This is a genomic window from Bacillus sp. Medicinal_06, from assembly GCF_056711665.1.
The window spans coordinates 563,570-583,691 of record NZ_JBWYHD010000003.1 but is presented as its reverse complement, the minus strand read 5'-3'; the positions used below and the strand labels follow the sequence as shown (position 1 = coordinate 583,691).

The following is a 20,122-nucleotide window of genomic DNA, read 5'->3' as shown; positions in this document are numbered from 1 at the left end:
TATAATGAGTTCTTATTGTGAAGGTGTGAAGGTTAAGCGTATAATATTATAGGTCTAAAAAATATAAGACAAATTGTGAATGATAAAAATGATAGATATTTTTTCATCACTTATAAAAAAGAGATAAAATGAGAGTAACACTGGAATTCAGATAGGGAGTTATAAAATGAAATTAATTATTGCCGAGAAACCCGATCAAGGTTTAGCTCTTGTTTCTCAATTTAAATATCGCCGAAAAGATGGTTATTTAGAAGTAGAAGCAAATGAGTTATTCCCCAATGGAGCTTACTGTACATGGGCAGTTGGTCATTTGACACAGTTATGTAATCCAGAACATTATCATGCCGAGTGGAAAAAATGGTCATTAAATACATTGCCAATGATTCCGGAACGGTTTCAATTTGAAGTCACAAAATCAAAATATAAGCAATTTAATGTTGTGAAACAGCTGTTACATAATCCGCAAGTGACGGAAATTATTCATGCGGGCGATGCGGGGCGTGAAGGGGAATTAATTGTACGAAATATTATCAATCTTTGTAACGTACAAAAACCGATGAAACGTCTTTGGATTTCGTCTTTAACGAAGCAAGCGATTTATCAAGGGTTTAAAAACTTACTTGATGAGTCAGATACGATTAATACGTATTATGAAGCATATACAAGGTCATGCGCTGATTGGGTCGTTGGGATGAACGCATCACGTGTCTTTAGCATTTTGTTAAAGAAAAAGGGAATGAATGATGTGTTTTCGGCTGGCCGTGTACAAACGCCGACATTAGCTTTAATTGTAAAGCGTGAAAAGGAAATTGAAAATTTTAAATCAGAGCCGTTTTGGGAAGTGTTTGCAACCTTTAATATAGAAGGAAAGAAATATGAAGGAAAGTGGGAGAAAGATAATGAGTCTCGCTTAAAAGATCCTGATATGGCGAATAAAATTGCAGCATTTTGTCAAAATAAACCGGCTGAAGTAAAGGAAATGAAAACGGAGCGGAAAGAGTTTCAGCCACCGTTATTATTTAATTTGTCATCACTGCAAGCAACAGCGAATAAAGCATTTAAATTTTCACCGAAAAAGACCCTTGATATTACACAAGCGTTATATCAAAAAGGGATTGTGTCGTATCCACGTTCGGATTCTAACTATGTAACACAAGGAGAAGCAGCGACGTTTCCTGACATCTTACAAAAGTTAAGCCAGTTTGATGAGTATAAAGATTTGTTACCTGCACCGATTGAGTCCATTATGAATAATAAGCGGTATGTGAATGAAAAAAAAGTTACGGATCACTACGCCATCATTCCAACTGAACAAGTAACAAATCCAAGTAAACTATCTGGTGATGAAAAGAAAATTTACGATATGATTGTTAGACGATTAATTGCGGCACATTATGAAGTTGCGATTTTTGATTATACAACAATTACAACGCTTGTAGATGGACGTGCGGAATTTATTTCAAAAGGGAAACAACAAATTCAAGAAGGATGGCGCAAAGTTATTTTCCAAGATGATAAAGATGATGAAACGATTCTTCCAATCGTAGCAGAAGGTGAACAAGGAAAAGTCGTAAAGGTGAAAGTGAAAGAAGGGAAAACACAGCCGCCAAAGCGTTATACAGAAGGACAACTTATTACATTAATGAAGACGGCTGGAAAGTACTTAGATAATGAAGAGCTTGAGAAAGTATTAAAGAAGACAGAAGGCTTAGGTACAGAAGCAACTCGTGCAGGCATCATTACAATGCTAAAAGATCGTAAGTATATTGATGTGAAGAAAAACCAAGTATACGCAACGGATAAAGGGAAAGTATTAATTACTGCAATTGGGGATAAAATTTTAGCTTCTCCAGAAATGACGGCAAAGTGGGAACAGCGTCTTGCAGAAATTGGAGAAGGTACAGCTTCACCAGCAACTTTTATGGAACAAACGAAAAAGCTATCAGCCAAAATTATTGAAGATGCGATTGAAATGTCTGAGAAATGGGATTTTACCGGATTGAATGTAGAGTCAATCGAACGTAAAGGATCGAAATTTACAACAGGTAAAAAAGTCGGAACATGTAAAAAATGTGATGGCGATGTAATCGATAAATCGACTTTTTACGGTTGTTCAAACTATAATACAACCCAATGTGATTTCACAATCTCCAAAAAAATATTAGGAAAAACGATTTCGCAAAAGAATATGACGAAGCTATTAAAAGGTGAACAAACAGATTTAATTAAAGGTTTTAAAAAGAATGATAAAAGCTTTGATGCGAAGCTGGAGTGGAAAGAGAATAAAATTAATTTTGTGTTTGAGAAATGAGGAAAGGTGTTGCGATGATACGTAACACTTTTTTATAGTGATTTGAAATTATTGTTTGGTGACAAAAAGTTATTTGCTGAGAGGTTGCCATTATGAATTAATCGCAATTACGTCTTATTAAAAAGCGATACGATTATCTCGTTAATTTTGTTGCAAAGTGCGGACTGTTCATATAAAACTTACCAGGTGTCAATATTTGTACGGAAATAGTCGTAAGCGTAAAGTTTGACAAAATAATTTATTTATGCTATAATTTACTTTTATTTAATTCGGTTATATAATAGGGTTCTCCTGGCCAGGGGAACCCTATTTTTTGTTCTAAAATGAAGGAGTGTGCTTGAATGAAAAAAGATGAGTCCAGTTTAACTGCATTAATATCAGCTTTTGGCAGAGCATATCATAGCAAATTCGATACACCTAAAATTTTTGATGACTATATAGCCAAAGATTTAATTTCACAAAAAGAATTTAATGATATCAAAGAGAATATGGTTCAAGGCATCCATTTCTTCAACAAAGATATAGCTCAAAAATTTAAGGAAGACACAGAAGAAATATTAAAATGGATTACACAGACTCAACTTTCTCCAACACCCTTGGCACGTGCTGCATATTGTGAAAAAGTATTACTTCATGAAATTATGTTAGGATTAAAACAATATGTCATACTTGGAGCCGGGTTAGATACTTTCTGTTTCCGACATCCAGAATTAAAAAACAATCTAGAAATATTTGAAATTGATTACCCTGCTACACAGGAATTTAAAAAGAAAAGGCTGGAAAAAGCTAATTTTAAAATTCCGAATAATCTTCATTTTGTTTCTATGGACTTCACTAAAAAGTTTTCCTATCAAAATCTAATAGATGAAGGATTTGATAACCAAAAAACTTTCTTTAGTCTTTTAGGTGTTTCTTATTATTTGACAAAAGAGGAAAATTCAAGTTTGATTGATCATTTATTTGCCAAAGTACCTTCAGGAAGTTCCATAGTTTTTGATTATGCAGACGCAAACCTGTTTAAAGAAAAAGGTATATCTAATAGAGTTGAAAACATGGTGAAAATGGCTTCAGCAAGCGGAGAACCAATGAAATCGTGTTTTTCTTATATTGAAATTGAGAAAATGTTAGAAAAATCAGATTTGCTAATTTATGAACATTTATCACCAACTAAAATAAATGAACTTTATTTTGAAAATCGAAGCGATTATCTATCAGCTTTTGAAACGATTCATTATCTGCATGCTGTCAAAAAATAAAACACATGATAGATATATTTTCCCTTAAAAAGGGTAACCCCTGTAAAATGACCGAACGATCTCTTGTTAGAGTTTGTTCGGTCATGTTTGTAAAAAAGCTTCCTTCCTGTTGCACGCTTTATGTCAACTGTGCCATAGTACTGTGTTTTTTATTAGTAAAGAACTTTTTTTGTCATGAAATTTGTATGTGTGAAATTTGAGAATAGGTGCATCGTAAACAACTGTAGTTGCATTTATTAATTATATAATCGTTAATAAAGGTATGCGAGTGGTTGATAGTATGTGGATTGTTTATGCTGCAACTTTTAAATGTTGTTAAAATATGTATAATGAAAAAATAAAAGAAAAGTTTGAAAATAATATTGCAATATATTATCCTTCAAACTATAATAAGTAAAAGAATAGTTAGACTTCAAGTTAAATATTCAGAATCTTCAATTAGTTAAAAATGGAAATGAGATAATGTATTTTGTAATGGAGGTTGTATCATGACGAATAAAGTCCCTTTTTCGTTCATAGTAGTTATCGGATTAATGTTATTCGCTCTCTTTTTTGGAGCAGGAAATCTAATTTTCCCTGCCATGTTAGGTCAATCAGCTGGAACAAATATTTGGTCAGCGAATGCGGGGTTTTTGGTAACTGGGGTTGGGTTACCGTTACTTGGTGTATTAGCATTTGGAATTTCAGGTAAAGAAGATTTACAATCATTGGCAAGTCGTGTTCACCCTGTTTTTGGAATTGTATTTACAACAATTTTATATTTAGCAATTGGTCCATTATTTGCAATACCGAGAACGGGTAACGTTTCATTTGAAATTGGTCTTAAACCTTTTGCACCAGAAAGTTTAGGTTCTATACCTTTAATTATTTTTACAATTATATTTTTTAGCATTACTTGTTTTTTTTCGCTCAATCCTGCGAAAATTGTCGATATTGTTGGAAAAATCTTGACGCCAATTAAACTAACGTTCATTGGAATTTTAGTAATTGTTGCTTTCATTCATCCGATAGGGGATATGCAAGCACCTGTTGAAACGTATACATCTAACGCCTTCTTCAAAGGGGTTCAAGAAGGATACTTAACAATGGATACGCTTGCATCTTTCGTATTTGGCATCATTATCATTAATGCTATTAAAGAAAAAGGTGCAAAAACGAAAAAACAAATTATGGCTGTTTGTGCAAAAGCAACGATTATTGCAGCGACAGTATTAGCAATTCTGTATACAGCGCTTTCTTATATGGGAGCTTCAAGCGTAGCAAAACTTGGGCATTTAGAAAATGGTGGGGAAGTTTTAGCGAAAGTATCAAACTATTACTTTGGTTCATATGGTGGAATCCTATTAGGGTTAATGATTACAGTAGCTTGTTTAACGACTAGTGTAGGACTTGTTTCAGCATGTTCTTCATTTTTCCACAAACTATTTCCAAAGGTATCTTACAAAAAAATCGTTGTTATTTTATCTGTTTTTAGTGCAATTGTTGCGAATATAGGATTAACACAACTCATTGCAGTTTCTGTTCCAGTATTAACAGCGATTTACCCATTAGCGATTGTACTAATCTTTTTAACATTTTTCCATTCATTATTTAAAGGAAGAAGGGAAGTGTATCAAGTAAGCTTACTGGTAACGTTTATTATAAGCTTATTTGATGGATTAAATGCAGCTGGAGTAAATATCCAAGTAGTGAATCATGTATTTACTAAATTTCTTCCGATGCATGAAGTTGGTCTAGGGTGGATCTTCCCGGCTATTATTGGTGGATTTATTGGATACGGTATTAGTCATTTGAGAGTGAAAAATGAAATTCATTCTAACGTAGCAAAAGTAAATAAGTAATGGTATGCAATAAAAAAGTTGTAGAATTCGTTTCTACAACTTTTTTATTCTTATACAAGATAAACTATGGGGGTTTTAATGAAAATTACCTGTATAATGTAATACATGTAGCGATCTGAATCTTTCATAGATGGCTATCCGGGTAAATATTATTTTAAAGAAGAAAAGTGAATTTAGGAGAAATATAATGAACAAAAAAATTGATCATATCGGTATTGCTGTTCGTGATATAGATAGTAGTATACGTTTTTATGAAAAAGTCTTATCAGGAACATTAATAGATCGTTATGTAAGTGAAGCAGCAGGTGTCGAGAGTGAAGTAGCTATTCTTGAAGTGAATGGAGACAGAATTGAATTGCTTGCACCGACTAATAATACTACTTCGCCGATTGCAAGATTTATAAAGCAGAAGGGAAAAGGTGTACATCACATTGCTTACCGTGTAGATAATTTGGATCGAGCATTGGAAGAACTAAAGCAACAAGGAGTTCGAATATTGGAGCATACACTCCGTATAAATAAGCACGGTAGAAGGTTAATTTATCTTAACCCTGCAGATACAGAGGGGACAATTATTGAATACTGTGATTATCCAAAAGAACAATAATTTGTATATGAAGAGAAAGGTATTACGCATTGGCATAATACCTTTTTCATTTTTTGTGAAGAACTATACTGTATGAAGGTAGATTTCACACTTTCTTCACAAATGATTCACTGTTTCTTTTCTTCTTTAAAAGCTTGTATTTATATATTATATGCTATAATCGTAACTGACTTTCTAAAGATAAGTCGTATTTGTAAATATAGTAGCTTTATAAGTGTAAGTTCAAGGCGGTATGTGAACAGTGCATAATGATTGTATTTTATTGTTTAATACTTAATGAGGTTAATTTCTGGAAAAGAAAATAAAAATATAGATACTTTATTAACTTCCAAGTGGAATTACAGTGATGCAAAAGAAAGAAGTGAAATGAATATGAGTGTATTAAGAAAACTAGGAACCTGGATGGTAATGGTAATGGTATGTGTGTTAATGATGTTGGTACCGAACGCGGCTTCCGCTCACGCTTATATTGTTAAATCGAATCCTGCAGAAAATGAAACATTAGAGAAAGCCCCTTCTATTGTAAGGATTGAATTTGATGAAATGCTTCAGTCTTCACACTTTAATACAATAGTCGTAAGGGATTCTTCAGGGAAACGAGTAGATTTAAAAAATGCTCACATTGATAAGAAAAACCAAAAATTATTAGAAGCTGGAGTAAAACAGAATATACCGAATGGTACGTATTCCATTCAGTGGAAAGCCATTTCTGCTGACGGACATCCAATCCAAGGTGTCATTCCGTTTCAGATTGGGACAGAGGGAAAGGGAACGAGTGATATACAAGCAGAAGAAATTGGTTATGTCCCACAGTTAGATATGCTGATAGAAAGAGGGATTCTATATACAAGTTTTTCTCTCTATATAGGTGTTTTATTTTTTAATCTTATTCTATATAAGGGAAATTTGAGTAAAGTGCAATTAAGAGGTAATAAATTAATCTGGATTTCTTTGTTTGGCATATTCATTAGTTTACTATTTAGTCTCCCTTTGCAAGCAAGGATAAATGCTGATGTTTCGTGGGAAGATGCATTTCAACCTGCATTATTAAAAGAAACGTTACAGTTACCTGTTTTTGGATATGTATGGATAATTCAAATGACGCTCACAATTGTGTTAATCGCTGCTACATATGTTGCCTTAAAACGAGGAAAGCTCTCATCGTTTAAAACATGGACAGTTCCAATTCTTCTTTTTGTTGGATTGCTTATTATGAAGGCGATGAATAGTCATGCATATGGTCTAAAATATAAAAATGTTGCAGTCGTTATGGATTTTCTACATCTATTTGCAGCTTCGCTATGGATTGGAGGTTTAGCATCGATTCTTCTTCTTTTATCTAAAGACGATGAGAAAGAGAAATGGACAAAGTATTGGGATGCTATTAAAAAATTTTCACCATGGGCAATGGGGACAGTTATTGTTATTTTTGTGACGGGTCTTTTTAATAGTACTTTCTTTATTCCAACGATCCATTCATTATTTGATACAAATTATGGGTTAGCATTGTTAACAAAATTTCTCTTATTTATTGGTATGGGGATATTGGGACTTATTCATTACGTAAGGGGAAGGATGAGAAAAGAGAAAAAATTGGGGGCTACGCTGAAAGGTGAGTTTGGTATAGGGATAGTAATTTTCATCATAGTAGCTTTTTTAACGAATGTACAAACACCACCAATGCCGCCAACTGGACCATTTACAGGAAGTCAAAAACTCGATAATGGATATGAACTTACTTTACATGTAAGTCCCAATAAGATGGGAATGAATACATTCCGCATTGACTTAAAGGATACAAATGGACAGCCTGTTACTGATATGGAACAAATTGTACTGACAACGAGATCTTTAGAAATGGATATGGGAAAAGGTACATTTAAGGTTTCGCCGGTTTCACCAGGATTGTATCAAGCGGAAGGGATGTATATTAATATGACTGGTGAGTGGAATATACATGTTCATGGATTAACGAAAGCTCTTGATAGTTTTGATACGGATTTTAAATTCATGGTGGGCGGTCGATAAGGTAAAGTTTGTAGAGAAAGACAAAGGAGTAATAGAAAAATGAAGCGTATAAAAAAATTAGGAACAACAATGATAGCAACAATAATTGCTATGGGACTTTTCGCAGTACCTGCTAGTGCACATGTAACGGTGAAACCAGCTACTTCTGGAGTAGAATCTTGGGAAACGTATACAATAAAGGTTCCTGTTGAAAAGGAGATAGCAACTACAAAAGTTATCCTTAAAATACCAGAGGGAGTCGAGTTTCAACAGTATGAGCCAGTACCGGGATGGAAGATTGATGCACAAAAAGATGCATCTGGGAAAATTAAATCTGTGACGTGGGAAGCGACTGGAGAAGGGATTTTACCCGGTCAATTTCAGCGATTTACTTTTGTTGCGAAAAACCCAGATAAAGAGCAAAAAGTGGCTTGGGATGCCTATCAACAGTACAAAGATGGAGATATCGTAGAATGGACAGGGGACGAAAAAGCAGATAAACCACATTCACTTACTACAATTACAAAAGGTACAGTATTGACAGGGGAACATGGAGAGTCAAAACTACCCGATATGAAAGAGAAAGAAAGTATAAGCATGCAAACAATAGCTATTATCTTATCCATTCTTTCTATTATTGTTTCACTTGGTACATGTATCTTTGTATCCCGTCGTAAAAAGCAATAAAAAAGAAAGAGTCTATTTGATGATAGACTCTTTCTTTTTTATATTTTATTAACATTTTTTGGGTTCAATAGATTGTTTTATGATGAGTGATTTTGGTTTTATATTTACAAAGCAGATGCTTATGACAATAAATAAAAGCCCGATGAATAAGCTAATTGTAATCGCCTCGTGTAGGAAGATAGAACTTGCAATAATTGCGATTAGCGGAATAAGAAATGTATAGGCTCCGACTTTGCTTGCTTCTCCAGCTCCGACAAGTGTAAAGTAGGCAAGCCAACCCATTGCAATAACAAAGATTGAAATGAATAATAGTACGATTACAAATGGTATGCTCCATGTGATACTAGACCAGCTTTCGAATTCAGAACCAAATCCAATTAAGCAAAATCCTCCAATGATAAGCTGAAGTGTAACCATCCAAATTGCATTTACGCGGTTTCCAGTCTTTTTGATAAATACTGTACCAAGCGCCCACCCAACTGCACATCCTAAAGCAAGTAAGGTGCCGATAATAGAAATGTGCCCGGTCAAACCACTAGAGCTAATAACAGCAACACCCGTAAATCCAAGAATAAGACCAAAAATCTTTAAGCCGTACATTGCTTCTTCAAGCCAAATCCAAGAGAAAATCCCAAGTAAGACAGGTTGAAGAAATACAATAGCGGAAAAGAGTCCGGCAGGCATATACTGAAGTCCTACAGTTTGTAGTCCGTAAAATAAAATAATGTTGAGTAAAGCGGAAATAAAGTATAAATGCCAAGTTTCTTTTAGATGTAACTGTTTGTATTTCGGTAATGCAAATATAAGTAGAATAAATCCTCCTATTACTGTTCTAATCCCTGCAAATAATACGGGTGGTGTATAATGGAGAGCAAATTTAGATAAGGGCCAATTAATCCCCCACATCAGAACGAGAAATGAAAGAATCATGGCTGCTTTTGTTCGAGAAAGCTGAGACACGATAATACCTCCTTGTTGTATTTCATTTCACTATGATATGATATTGAACACGATAAATAAAATGAATCTTTTTTATAAGGAGTATAAGTAATTAGTTATGACCATTACACAACTTCAAGTTTTTGTAAAAGTAGTCGAATTAGGAAGTTTTACGAAGGCAGCTCGAGCATTGAATATGACGCAACCAGCTGTCAGTCATGCTATTTCTAGTGTTGAATCGGAACTTGGTGTAACACTTATGATACGTGATAAAAGGAAAGGTCTCATTCTGACTGATATAGGAAATCGGATTCTTGTGCATTTTCGGGAAATTTTAAATGGGGTTGAAAAAGTGGAACAAGAAGTTGCGATGGAGAAAGGCCATGAAGTTGGTACAATTCGAATTGGAAGTTTTCCTAGTGCATCGGCGTGTTTTCTGCCTAAAATGATTAATATCTTTCGTGAGAAATATCCGAACTTAGAATTAATACTTTATGAAGGAACACTGAAAGAAGTAGAAGAGTGGTTATTGTCACGGGTAATTGATGTAGGAATTGTGATTTTACCAAATAAAGAAATGGAAATTGTACCGCTAACGAAGGGGAAAATGGTTGTTGTTTTAAGGGGAGATCATCCTTTATGCAAGAAAACAAAGATTACAATTCAAGATTTAGAGAATGAGCCAATCATTATTTGTAAAGGTGGGTATGAGCCACCAATTATAGAAATGTTTAAGCAAGCTTCCGCACCGCTTCGCATTGAATACGTTGTGTCGACTGTCACGACATCCTTGAATATGATACAAGAGGGACTGGGGTTAGCTATATTAGCTGAATTATCCTTATCAGATTTACCGCCGAATGTGCAGACAAGAGAATTAGAACCACAAGTGTGGAGAGAAATTGCGTTAGCTGTTCCTTCCTTAAAAGAATCTTCATTAGCTGTACAATTGTTAATTGAAGAATTTCAAGAGCTATTTGTAGAATAATGAAAGGGTACCTCATATGGTGAAGAATGAGGTACCCTTTATGTACGTGTTCAAAAAAATGATAGAAAAGGTTGACTTATATTTAAGTTGTAACTATAATGATTACAACAAGGTGGTGATTACGATGAAAATTAGTAGCCGCTTTTCTATAGCTGTTCATATTTTATCCATTTTGAAAATCAATCCATCTTCTGTTTGTACTTCTGAATTTATGGCTGAGAGTGTAAATACAAATCCGGTTGTAATTCGAAAAATAATGTCTTACTTAAAGCAGGCTAAGTTTGTTTATGTAAATCGTGGGCCAGGTGGGTCTGGATTACGAAAGGATTTAAATGAAATTACATTATTAGATGTGTATCATGCAGTAAATGTAGTTGAGGAAGATAAGTTATTTCATATTCATGAACAACCCAATCCAGATTGTCCAATTGGAGCAAATATTCAAGCTGTATTAGAAGTGATTTTAGTTCAAGCGCAATCTGCGATGGAAGAAGTTTTAAAAAATATCACGATGGAGCATTTGTTTGAATCGTTACAAGAGAAAATGAATGCTTGAAACATGCAAAGCTCGATAAAAAGAGAATGTATATTTTTTTCTTATAGCTGTAACTAGAGTTGTTACGTCTGATGAAATCAAAAGAAGGCAAGGTGCAATCATATGACTGTAAAAATGAAAGTGTACTCTGATTTTATTTGTCCGTTTTGCTTTTTAGCAAAAGGGCCATTAGATGAGGTAGCGAAGGAGAAAGATGTAGAAATCGAATGGATGCCATTTGAATTACGTCCAAGTCCATATTCTAAAATAGATCCTTGGAATGAGCCGGAAAAGTTAGGGTCATGGGATTCTTTCATTCTTCCTACTGCAAAGAAATTAGGAGTTGAAATGCGATTACCACGTGTTTCACCGCATCCATATACACATTTAGCTTTTGAAGGGTGCCAATTTGCGAAGGAGCGTGGACTTGGAAATGAGTACCATCACCGAGTGTTTACTGCGTTTTTCCAGGAAGAACAAAACATTGAAGATATAGAGGTATTAACAAAATTAGCTGTAGAAGTAGGGCTTCCTGAAGCCGAATTTAAAGATGCTTTAGTAACTCGTAAATATAAAGAAAAACATCAGCAAGCGATTCAACATGCATACGATGAAGCGAATATTATGGCTGTTCCAACTGTAATGATTGGAGATGAAGTTATTCAAGGGCTTGCTAGTAAAGAAACGTTAGAAAGAGTAATTGATAAAGAAATCGAAAAGGATAAAACAAATTCATTTGAAGGTATGCAATGTAACACGAATGGATATTGCTAATCCACTTTTCATTGAAGAGTCAAATCGATTTGTTTAAATAAATTATAAAGCGTATAAATTTGGAGGAATTATCATGTCAGTAACTGCAACAAGCTTAAAAGAGGCAATCGTGAACCGTCGTTCCATTCGTAAAGTAAAAAAGAATGCTACGATTACAAAAGAAAGAATCAATGAAGTTTTAAAAACAGCTTTACATGCACCAACATCTTTCAATATGCAAAGTGGCCGTATGGTTGTATTAATGGATGCAGAGCATGAAAAGTTCTGGGATATTGTAAAAGAAACACTTAGAGCTCGCGTACCAGCAGAAAATTTTGAAGCAACTGTAGAAAGACTAAAAGGTTTCCGTGAAGGAGTAGGAACAGTATTATTCTTTGAAAATCAAGCGACAGTAAAACAAATGCAAGAAAATGCACCATTATATAAAGAACAATTCCCATTTTGGTCTCATCAAGGAAATGCGATGTTACAGCATACTGTCTGGATGCTATTATCTGCAGAGGGAATCGGGGCATCATTACAACACTATAATCCAATTGTAGATGCTGAAGTGAAAGAAACATGGAATATTCCAGCAGAATGGAGCTTAGTAGGACAAATGCCATTTGGTGAGCCAAATGAACAACCGAGTGAAAGAACATTCTTACCTACTGAAGATGTAGTGAAATTTTACTAAAATATCTTTGGAAGTATAGGGAGTAATATATGACGGAAAGTACAAATTTGCAAATCATTCGTAGTACGTATAAAGGTCCAGAGTACTTAATAAAGGCCCTTTCAAAAGAAGTAGAGTGGACAGAAGCGGCAGGGTTCCCATATGGTGGCACGTATGTTGGGGTAGAAGCTGTCATAGAGAATGTTTTTAGTCATCTGGCATCAGAATGGAATGATTTTAAAGCGAGCGTGCATACGTATCATGAGGTGAATGGCAAAGAAATCATTATTGCTGAAGGAATATACTCTGGAGTATATAAAAGAACAGGCAAAGCATTTCAAGCTGATTTTGTACATGTTTGGGAATTGCGTAATAGAAAAGCTGTAAGGTTTAAACAATATGTTGATAGCCATACTGTTCAACAAGTATTACTACCTTCTTAATAGTAAATAGAGAGTGAAAAGGGAAGCTGTTTCAGAAATAGCTTCCCTTTTTTGTGTGCTTTTAAACAAAGATTTGTTATTGGGTGGAGTATAACGTCTTCGTTGAGGAAAGAGCGGTTGCGTTAGAAAATTCAGGGTTAACGTATATAAAAAATGAAATCGACAAAGTATTGCAATGGGTGAGGGAAGCATAGGGTGGTTCTTATGCTTCTTTTCAGTCTTCGACAACCCTCTTCTATCAATATTAACCTTCTCAAAATGTTCATCTGGTAGTGGACAAACCCACAATCCTTTCTAAAAAAGATTCATATATTAAAAGTAGAGTAAGTGGAGGTTCTTATGCCTCTTTTTTCCTGATGTCTAACATCAGATGTGTTAAATTTAGAAAGTTTAAATACATCCTACATTGGCTGGGGCGAGGTAGCAGTTACTTGCACGCTGCGGCTTTTCTTGTTTCACACTGATGTTCCATAAGGGCGAAGAAAGGGATTTATCCTTTTTCACTTACTCTATTTATTTCCTGAAAATAGGTAACGGAAAAATCTTCAATCTATTTCATTGGGATTAAAAATAGGTATTGGATTTGAGGTAAAAGAACTGTCGCCTGTTTCAATCTAATTGGAGTGTGAATTATATTGGATACTATTGTCTTAATTATTGTGCTTGTGGTTTCACTTTATTTATCAACATACTATTCAGCGGCAGAAACGGCTTACTCAAGTGTTAATAAAATCAGGTTAAGATATTATGCTAGTAAAAACAAACCAGGCAGTAAAAAAGCCTTATATATAACCGAACACTTTGACGAAGCCTTATCTACCATTTTAATAGGGAACAATATTACGAATGTGGCCGCTACTAGTATTGGGACAACTGTGGCAGCGAAGCTTTTCGGAGAGGGAGCGGGACTACTTATTAGTACAATTGTCATGACGATTATCATCTTAATATTTGCCGAAATTTTACCAAAAACCATCGCGAATGAAAATGCTGAAAAATATTCTTTGAAATATTCTGGAAGTTTACTTTTGCAAATGAGGTTATTAACGCCGGTTAATTTTCTGAACCATAAGCTGAAAGAATTTACTTCTAGAAAATTCGGGAAAAACGAAAAACTACCATCTATTACAGAGGAAGAAATTAAGTTATTGGTAGACATCAGTGAAAAAGAGGGGATTATTAATAAGGATGAGAAGGAGCTCGTTCACCGGACCCTGAAGTTAAAAGAAATAATGGTTGAGGAAATTTTTACCCCACGTATGGATATTATTGCCGTAGAAGTAAACCAATCAATTGAAGAAATTAAACAAGTTTTTTTGAAGGAGAGATATTCGAAAATTCCAGTCTACAAAGAAAACATCGATAATATTATGGGATTCTTGACAGAACGTGAATTCATGTCTGAGCTTATCCAGCATAATGAGGTCAATATTGCAGACCTTTTACGATACCCTCTGTTTGTTGAGAAGTCAATGAGTAGTGATTCCCTATTGCATAAATTACAAAGGACGAAAAGTCAAATGGCTATTGTAGTCGATGAATTTGGAGGAACCTTTGGATTAATTACCCTTGAGGATATTCTCGAAGTATTGGTAGGAGACATCTGGGACGAGCACGATGAGAAAATCATGGTGAAAAAGCTGGATGAGTCTTTGTATAAAGTCGATACCCGGTTTAAGTTAAAAGAATTCGTGAAATTGTTTAGTGTCCCAATGCCTGAAACGCAAGCTCATACCCTTGGCGGTTGGATTTTTGAAAAGCTTGAGCGAATTCCGAAAGAAGGCAAAACGTTTCAATTTGAAAACCTTCAAATTACTGTACATGAGGTTAATCATTACCGAATTCGAAAAGTTATGATAGAAATTCTCCCTATAGAGAGTGAGGAATAAAGCAAGAGGAATGGAAGACGGTTCTCTTGCTTTTTTCATTTCAAAATGTCTAAGCATACTGAAAAAGGGAAAGTAAATAGCAAAGGTCTAAGCAAACCACGGTTAGAGTTTTTGATTAGACAAGATCTTTAACGATTCAACTGGATTATTTAAAAAATCTACAACCTGAAAATCTAGAAAAAGAGTGGTAGTATTGTATATTTGTAAAAATATAAAGAGGGATTATACGATTTAGCAAGAACACAACGTATATAAAGAAAAGTGTACATTGTACTCTCTCATTATGGATTATATGAAAAGAGAGTGTTTACATATGAATGATAGAGCTCATAAGATTGTGAATGGAGAACTTTTGAAACTCATAATGATATACGAAGCAGGAGTTGTTCGAGAATATTACAATATAGATGGAAAATGGGACTTTTCGAAGTTAAAAGAAAGATTCAAGAGTTTCAGTCATAAGATGTTGTAAAGAGCAACTTTATTATGGGAATTGATAGAACGAGTCATGATAAAACAGATAAAGAAACTGAGAGGGGGAGGTTTGAAATAAATGATACAAATGAAAAGTTTCTTTCAGAGTAGAGGGTTTCAAAGGCTCCTTATATTGGTAATTTTAGCTCTTATATTATACGGGCTAAAAAGTATGATTAATTTAATATTGATTACTTTTATTGTTACGTTTTTAATGGACCGGTTTCAAAGGTTTATTTCTAAAAAGATTAATCGTTTTGTACAGATAAACAGAAAATTGATTATCGCTTTTTTATACATTGTTTTAGTGACGTTTATTGTTACTACGTTATATAAATATTTACCTGTATTAACGATACAAATTTCACAATTGATTTATCAGTTTAAACTTTTTTTTCAGAATCCACCAGATAATGAAATGATACGCTATGCGTTTTCGACGATTAATCAGATGGAAGTTTCAAAGTATATTGAACAAGGTGTAGATGTCATTTATCAATCTTTAGCGAATATTGGGAAATTAAGTTTGCAAATTTTACTATCTCTTATTTTGAGTTTATTTTTCTTGTTAGAAAAGGAGCGTATTATTCGCTTTACCTCTAAGTTTAAGGAGAGTAAATTAAGAATCTTTTATGAGGAACTCACATATTTCGGTCAAAGGTTTGCGAGATCGTTTGGAAAAGTGATTGAAGCGCAGTTTTTGATAGCTGTTGTAAATTGTATTCTCACTGTGATTGCACTTGTGTTTCTCGGTTTTCCACAACTTCTTGTATTAGCTGTCATGGTATTCTTACTAGGTCTTATTCCTGTTGCAGGTGTGATTATTTCACTATTTCCACTTTGTATTATTGCGTATAACATCGGTGGAATTGCATATGTCGTATACATATTAATTTTTATTACAGTCATTCATGCAATTGAAAGCTATTTCTTAAATCCAAAATTGATGTCCGCAAAGACGAATTTACCAATCTTTTATACATTTATGGTTCTTATCTTTTCAGAACACTTTTTAGGAATATGGGGTCTTATTATTGGGATTCCGATCTTTATCTTTTTACTAGATGTACTTGAAGTAAATAATGATGAAGAAACGCGTAAAGATATTGGAACAGAATAAGTGATTCCGTTTAACAGGTGTTTTCTTTTAGAGGAAAACATCTGTTATTTTTTAGGACGAGGGAGTTTAATAAATAGATTTATAATCAAAGCTAATATAACAGTACCTAAAATAAAAATAGCGATTAATTCAACTCCCACCCCGGCCATTCACCTATTAGAAAGATGTTTATCGGTATAGTAAGCAGACTTAAAATAATTAGAGTTAGTTCGAGTTTCTGTTTATAATTTTTATTTGGAGATAGGGTCTTTATGATTAAAAAGAAGAAAAGTATTCAAAATGCTACTGCTAGTAAGAGGAATACAATCGTCCAAGAGTCATTCATGAAATCATTTCTTTCTATTATGGATAATATTACCGTTTGGTGGTGTATGTTAACGACATAAAAATTTTTATATAAAAGAAAAAGCAATCCAATAGCAGTTGGATTGCTTTTTTGATTGAAATATATGATTAAATAACAGGAGCCATTGTCTCTTTCAATACTTGAACAGAGTGATCGAACTTTAATTCTTCATCTTCACTTAACTCAACTTCTAAAATTTCACGAACACCTTGACGGTTTAAGACGGCAGGAATACCGATATAAACATCATTTTGTCCATATTGTCCATCAAGATAAGCAGATACAGTTAATACGCTATTTTCATCATTTAAAATTGCTTTTGTTACGCGTAAAAGTGACATACCGATGCCGTAGTATGTTGCACCTTTTCGTTCAATGATGTGATAGGCTGCATCACGGACGTTTATAAAGATTTCATCTAAATCTTTTTGGTTATGTTCATTATCTTTTTCAAGAATCGTTTGTAGTTTTTGAATTCCAATTGATACGTGACTCCAAACAGGAAGCTCTGTATCACCATGCTCGCCGATGATGTAGGCATGAATATTGTGAGGTCCAATATTGAAATATTCTCCTAGCATATATCGGAAACGAGCAGAATCTAGAGTTGTACCAGAACCAATTACCCGTTCTTTTGGTAGTCCGGATTCTTTCCACGTTACGTAAGTTAAAATATCTACAGGATTTGTAGCAATTAAGAAGATGCCATCAAATCCGCTATCCATAATACTACGAACGATTTGTTTAAAGATTTTAGCGTTTTTCTCAACTAAGTCTAAACGTGTTTCACCTGGTTTTTGTGGCAAACCAGCAGTGATTACAACAAGATCTGCATCTTTACAATCTTCATAGCTACCTTTCCAAACTCTTGTTGGTGCGGGAGCGAAGGGAACCGCATGACTTAAATCCATAGCTTCTCCTTCTGCTTTCGCTTCGTTTACATCAACGAGAACAAATTCTTCTGCAACACCTTGGTTAATCATGCAGTAAGCATAGCTACATCCTACTGCTCCAGTTCCTACTAATACAACTCGGTTAATACCTTTTTTCATATGACAATTCCTCGCTATTTCAGTAATTTTGATATGTAAGAAAAATAGGTCTTACTTCTATAGAATCAAATCTAGTTTATTACATTTTATGAAAGATATTCAAGTATTTCAAAATATATCTGCTCACATAGGTATTAATTATAAGGAATGAAACATAGGTATTTTTTAGCTGAAGTCAAAATCTATACTTTTGCGGAGGATTAACAGCTTTTGAACAAGGGCGAGAACTCGAATTATTTCCTCATATTATATTGTCAGCGGGGGGGCATACATTTTGCAAGAGAATATACAACGTTTAGGAACAGTTAAATCTGGAATTCGGGTTGCTGATAAAGTAAATCACTGAACATATAGAGGGAATCAACATAGTTGGCTTGTATTGTTTACAAATAGCAGTTATTTTAATAAAATAATAAGTGCAAATCGTAATAGTTACGCTTTAAAATATATTAGAAACACAGAAATGGATGGTCGGTAATATGAATAAAGTAGAAATTCATATATTAGGTGGTTTTTTGGGAAGTGGAAAATCAACACTGCTACAAAATCTATTATTAGCGGAAAAGAAGAAAAATCGAAAAGTAGCTGTTTTAATGAACGAAATAGGTGAGTACTCGGTAGATACAGATATTATAGGAAAAGAGAATGTTTTAAGGGAACTTTTAAAATGTTGTATTTGTTGTACGTTGAAAGATGAACTTGAGATTCAATTACATTCTTTATATCAACAAGAAAGACCAGATGTCATTTATATAGAAACAACAGGAGTGGCTCACCCGATTGAAGTATTAGATGCATGTTTGTCACCTATTTTAGCTCCTTACCTTGACGTGAAGTCCATCGTTGTTATAGTAGATGCAATAAGATGGTTAAATCGCGATACATTAAGTAAAAATATTCAGCAACTTTTACATGAACAAATCAAATATGGAAGTCATATCCTCATTAATAAATCAGACTTATTAAAAGATGGGGAGAAGAAAAAAGTTTTAGAAGAAGTAGCAGCAATGAATAAATATGCTAAATTGTATGAAACACAGTATTGTAATATATCTTTAGGGGATATAGAAGGTGTGGAATTTAAAGGGAATGAAGAGCATGAAACATTACATGTGAAGCAGCATTTACATATACAAACGATGACATATCAATTTACAAAATCAATTGACCAAGATCAACTATATGAATGGCTTTCCAATTTACCCCAGGAGATTTATCGAGTTAAGGGATTTGTAAAATTTCATGGGGATAAATATCCGCACTTGTTACAATACTCATTTGGGGTACCAATTTTATTAGAACAGGATTTTGGATTTCCGACAAACCTTGTAATTATCGGTGAAGATTTAGATAAGAAACAATTAAAGGAAGGGTTAGAAATTCTAGAACATACATCAAATTGAAAATAACAAATACGAAGTGAATAGTATATTTCAAGCAAACATCTTGTAGGTAAGGGCGTGCTCTTTACTTCCAAGATGTTTTTTATTAGCAATAAATTGTATTTTTTATAGTGTCGAATTTTATCTAAATAAAATAGTTGTAAAATTCAGTTAAATACTTATAATCAAATTTAAGAGGTGATTCAGGTGTCAGAAAAAATAATAGTGGATGTAAAAAACTTAACACCCAAAGGATTAGAAACAAGGGAAAAACTATTATGTGCTGCGGAAGAAGTGTTTGGTAGTAAGGGGTATTATGAGGCGTCTATTGTGAATATTACACAAGAAGCGAAGGTGGCACACGGAACATTTTATAATTACTTTCCAGCAAAAAAAGATATATTTGATGAACTCATTCGTAGATTTAACCGTGAATTACGCTTGACAATTAGAGAGGAAATGAAGGGAGTAATCGGTTATGAAGAAGCGCAGCGGAAAGGATTTCAAGCTTTTTTTCGTTGGGTAAAAAAGCGTCGGAATTTATATAGCATTGTGCAACAAGCAGTTGTTGTTGATGAGGAGATGTACAGATGGTATTATTCGAGACTTGCAACTGGATTTTTAAAAAGTTTGTCTGCTGGTATGAAAGCAGGAGAATTTAAAGAACTTGATCAAGAAACAATTGCATACTGTCTCATGTCGATCGGTCAATTCCTTGGTATGCGCTGGGGATATTGGGAAGAACAAGATGTTCCTGAAGAGGTTTTTGAGACAGCAATGTCATTAATATTTGAAGGGTTGCGAAAAAGATAGGAG

18 protein-coding genes and 1 pseudogene are annotated in these 20,122 nt (G+C 34.0%); 16 read left to right on the top strand and 3 right to left on the bottom strand.

Translation table 11 applies throughout. From position 1 onward, the window contains the following. Nucleotides 1-166: 166 nt before the first annotated feature. The 6 genes from topB (at nt 167) to AC1M36_RS10045 (ending at nt 8,709) form a co-directional block, all read left to right on the top strand. Nucleotides 167-2,311, top strand: a complete 2,145-nt coding sequence (topB, locus tag AC1M36_RS10070) for a DNA topoisomerase III (RefSeq protein WP_336453618.1) — start codon at nt 167-169, stop codon at nt 2,309-2,311. A 341-nt stretch (nt 2,312-2,652) separates the two neighbouring features. Next, the gene (locus AC1M36_RS10065; protein ID WP_336453617.1) at nt 2,653-3,567 is read left to right on the top strand and encodes a class I SAM-dependent methyltransferase; all 915 of its coding nucleotides are present in this window, start codon (nt 2,653-2,655) and stop codon (nt 3,565-3,567) included. A gap of 488 nt (nt 3,568-4,055) precedes the next feature. Then, nucleotides 4,056-5,408, top strand: a complete 1,353-nt coding sequence (gene brnQ / locus AC1M36_RS10060) for a branched-chain amino acid transport system II carrier protein (protein WP_336453616.1) — start codon at nt 4,056-4,058, stop codon at nt 5,406-5,408. Nucleotides 5,409-5,595: 187 nt separating this feature from the next. Further along, nucleotides 5,596-6,015, top strand: a complete 420-nt coding sequence (locus tag AC1M36_RS10055; protein WP_336453615.1) for a VOC family protein — start codon at nt 5,596-5,598, stop codon at nt 6,013-6,015. A gap of 366 nt (nt 6,016-6,381) precedes the next feature. Next, the gene (locus AC1M36_RS10050; RefSeq protein WP_479845820.1) at nt 6,382-8,043 is read left to right on the top strand and encodes a copper resistance CopC/CopD family protein; all 1,662 of its coding nucleotides are present in this window, start codon (nt 6,382-6,384) and stop codon (nt 8,041-8,043) included. 39 nt (nt 8,044-8,082) lie between these two features. Further along, nucleotides 8,083-8,709, top strand: coding sequence for a YcnI family copper-binding membrane protein (locus tag AC1M36_RS10045; RefSeq protein WP_431613220.1), 627 nt, complete (start codon nt 8,083-8,085; stop codon nt 8,707-8,709). 48 nt (nt 8,710-8,757) lie between these two features. Here AC1M36_RS10045 and AC1M36_RS10040 read toward each other — a convergent pair whose 3' ends face one another. Continuing rightward, a complete protein-coding gene (locus AC1M36_RS10040; RefSeq protein ID WP_431613219.1) occupies nt 8,758-9,669 on the bottom strand; it encodes a DMT family transporter in 912 nt (303 codons plus the stop codon). A 97-nt stretch (nt 9,670-9,766) separates the two neighbouring features. Here AC1M36_RS10040 and AC1M36_RS10035 point away from each other — a divergent pair, with 97 nt between their 5' ends. The 7 genes from AC1M36_RS10035 to AC1M36_RS10005 all read left to right on the top strand — a co-directional run bounded on the left by AC1M36_RS10035 (nt 9,767) and on the right by AC1M36_RS10005 (nt 16,526). Then, nucleotides 9,767-10,636, top strand: a complete 870-nt coding sequence (locus AC1M36_RS10035) for a LysR family transcriptional regulator (protein WP_336453612.1) — start codon at nt 9,767-9,769, stop codon at nt 10,634-10,636. Between the two features lie 124 nt (nt 10,637-10,760). Beyond that, on the top strand, nt 10,761-11,192 hold the full coding sequence (locus tag AC1M36_RS10030; RefSeq protein ID WP_336453611.1) for an Rrf2 family transcriptional regulator: 432 nt from the start codon (nt 10,761-10,763) through the stop codon (nt 11,190-11,192). Between the two features lie 102 nt (nt 11,193-11,294). Next, on the top strand, nt 11,295-11,945 hold the full coding sequence (locus AC1M36_RS10025) for a DsbA family oxidoreductase (RefSeq protein WP_431613218.1): 651 nt from the start codon (nt 11,295-11,297) through the stop codon (nt 11,943-11,945). Nucleotides 11,946-12,018: 73 nt separating this feature from the next. Then, nucleotides 12,019-12,621 (top strand): nitroreductase family protein, encoded by a 603-nt coding sequence (locus AC1M36_RS10020; protein ID WP_336453609.1) that lies wholly within the window; start codon nt 12,019-12,021, stop codon nt 12,619-12,621. A gap of 29 nt (nt 12,622-12,650) precedes the next feature. Continuing rightward, nucleotides 12,651-13,043, top strand: a complete 393-nt coding sequence (locus tag AC1M36_RS10015; RefSeq protein ID WP_336453608.1) for a nuclear transport factor 2 family protein — start codon at nt 12,651-12,653, stop codon at nt 13,041-13,043. Nucleotides 13,044-13,678: 635 nt separating this feature from the next. After that, nucleotides 13,679-14,932, top strand: a complete 1,254-nt coding sequence (locus AC1M36_RS10010) for a hemolysin family protein (protein ID WP_336453607.1) — start codon at nt 13,679-13,681, stop codon at nt 14,930-14,932. 553 nt (nt 14,933-15,485) lie between these two features. Beyond that, the gene (locus tag AC1M36_RS10005; protein WP_336453606.1) at nt 15,486-16,526 is read left to right on the top strand and encodes an AI-2E family transporter; all 1,041 of its coding nucleotides are present in this window, start codon (nt 15,486-15,488) and stop codon (nt 16,524-16,526) included. A 44-nt stretch (nt 16,527-16,570) separates the two neighbouring features. Here the strand turns inward: AC1M36_RS10005 and AC1M36_RS10000 are convergent. After that, nucleotides 16,571-16,800 (bottom strand): annotated as a pseudogene (locus AC1M36_RS10000) (YesK family protein). Here AC1M36_RS10000 and AC1M36_RS09995 point away from each other — a divergent pair. Beyond that, nucleotides 16,778-16,912, top strand: coding sequence for a hypothetical protein (locus AC1M36_RS09995; RefSeq protein ID WP_336453605.1), 135 nt, complete (start codon nt 16,778-16,780; stop codon nt 16,910-16,912). The pseudogene AC1M36_RS10000 and the gene AC1M36_RS09995 sit on opposite strands and share 23 nt — an antisense overlap. Before the next feature lie 67 nt (nt 16,913-16,979). Here AC1M36_RS09995 and AC1M36_RS09990 read toward each other — a convergent pair whose 3' ends face one another. Continuing rightward, nucleotides 16,980-17,924, bottom strand: coding sequence for an L-lactate dehydrogenase (locus tag AC1M36_RS09990; protein ID WP_479845810.1), 945 nt, complete (start codon nt 17,922-17,924; stop codon nt 16,980-16,982). A 479-nt stretch (nt 17,925-18,403) separates the two neighbouring features. Between AC1M36_RS09990 and AC1M36_RS09985 the strand changes: the two genes are divergently transcribed. Together AC1M36_RS09985 and AC1M36_RS09980 are read left to right on the top strand one after the other, a co-directional pair. Next, nucleotides 18,404-19,327, top strand: a complete 924-nt coding sequence (locus AC1M36_RS09985; protein ID WP_479845809.1) for a CobW family GTP-binding protein — start codon at nt 18,404-18,406, stop codon at nt 19,325-19,327. A 186-nt stretch (nt 19,328-19,513) separates the two neighbouring features. Further along, nucleotides 19,514-20,119, top strand: a complete 606-nt coding sequence (locus AC1M36_RS09980; protein ID WP_336453602.1) for a TetR/AcrR family transcriptional regulator — start codon at nt 19,514-19,516, stop codon at nt 20,117-20,119. Nucleotides 20,120-20,122 lie beyond the last annotated feature (3 nt).

Coding starts and splice junctions, on each gene's coding strand:
- topB (WP_336453618.1), top strand. CDS start 167: ATGAAATTAATTATTGCCGAGAAACCCGATCAAGGTTTAGCTCTTGTT.
- AC1M36_RS10065 (WP_336453617.1), top strand. CDS start 2,653: ATGAAAAAAGATGAGTCCAGTTTAACTGCATTAATATCAGCTTTTGGC.
- brnQ (WP_336453616.1), top strand. CDS start 4,056: ATGACGAATAAAGTCCCTTTTTCGTTCATAGTAGTTATCGGATTAATG.
- AC1M36_RS10055 (WP_336453615.1), top strand. CDS start 5,596: ATGAACAAAAAAATTGATCATATCGGTATTGCTGTTCGTGATATAGAT.
- AC1M36_RS10050 (WP_479845820.1), top strand. CDS start 6,382: ATGAATATGAGTGTATTAAGAAAACTAGGAACCTGGATGGTAATGGTA.
- AC1M36_RS10045 (WP_431613220.1), top strand. CDS start 8,083: ATGAAGCGTATAAAAAAATTAGGAACAACAATGATAGCAACAATAATT.
- AC1M36_RS10035 (WP_336453612.1), top strand. CDS start 9,767: ATGACCATTACACAACTTCAAGTTTTTGTAAAAGTAGTCGAATTAGGA.
- AC1M36_RS10030 (WP_336453611.1), top strand. CDS start 10,761: ATGAAAATTAGTAGCCGCTTTTCTATAGCTGTTCATATTTTATCCATT.
- AC1M36_RS10025 (WP_431613218.1), top strand. CDS start 11,295: ATGACTGTAAAAATGAAAGTGTACTCTGATTTTATTTGTCCGTTTTGC.
- AC1M36_RS10020 (WP_336453609.1), top strand. CDS start 12,019: ATGTCAGTAACTGCAACAAGCTTAAAAGAGGCAATCGTGAACCGTCGT.
- AC1M36_RS10015 (WP_336453608.1), top strand. CDS start 12,651: ATGACGGAAAGTACAAATTTGCAAATCATTCGTAGTACGTATAAAGGT.
- AC1M36_RS10005 (WP_336453606.1), top strand. CDS start 15,486: ATGATACAAATGAAAAGTTTCTTTCAGAGTAGAGGGTTTCAAAGGCTC.
- AC1M36_RS09995 (WP_336453605.1), top strand. CDS start 16,778: ATGATTAAAAAGAAGAAAAGTATTCAAAATGCTACTGCTAGTAAGAGG.
- AC1M36_RS09990 (WP_479845810.1), bottom strand. CDS start 17,924: ATGAAAAAAGGTATTAACCGAGTTGTATTAGTAGGAACTGGAGCAGTA.
- AC1M36_RS09985 (WP_479845809.1), top strand. CDS start 18,404: ATGAATAAAGTAGAAATTCATATATTAGGTGGTTTTTTGGGAAGTGGA.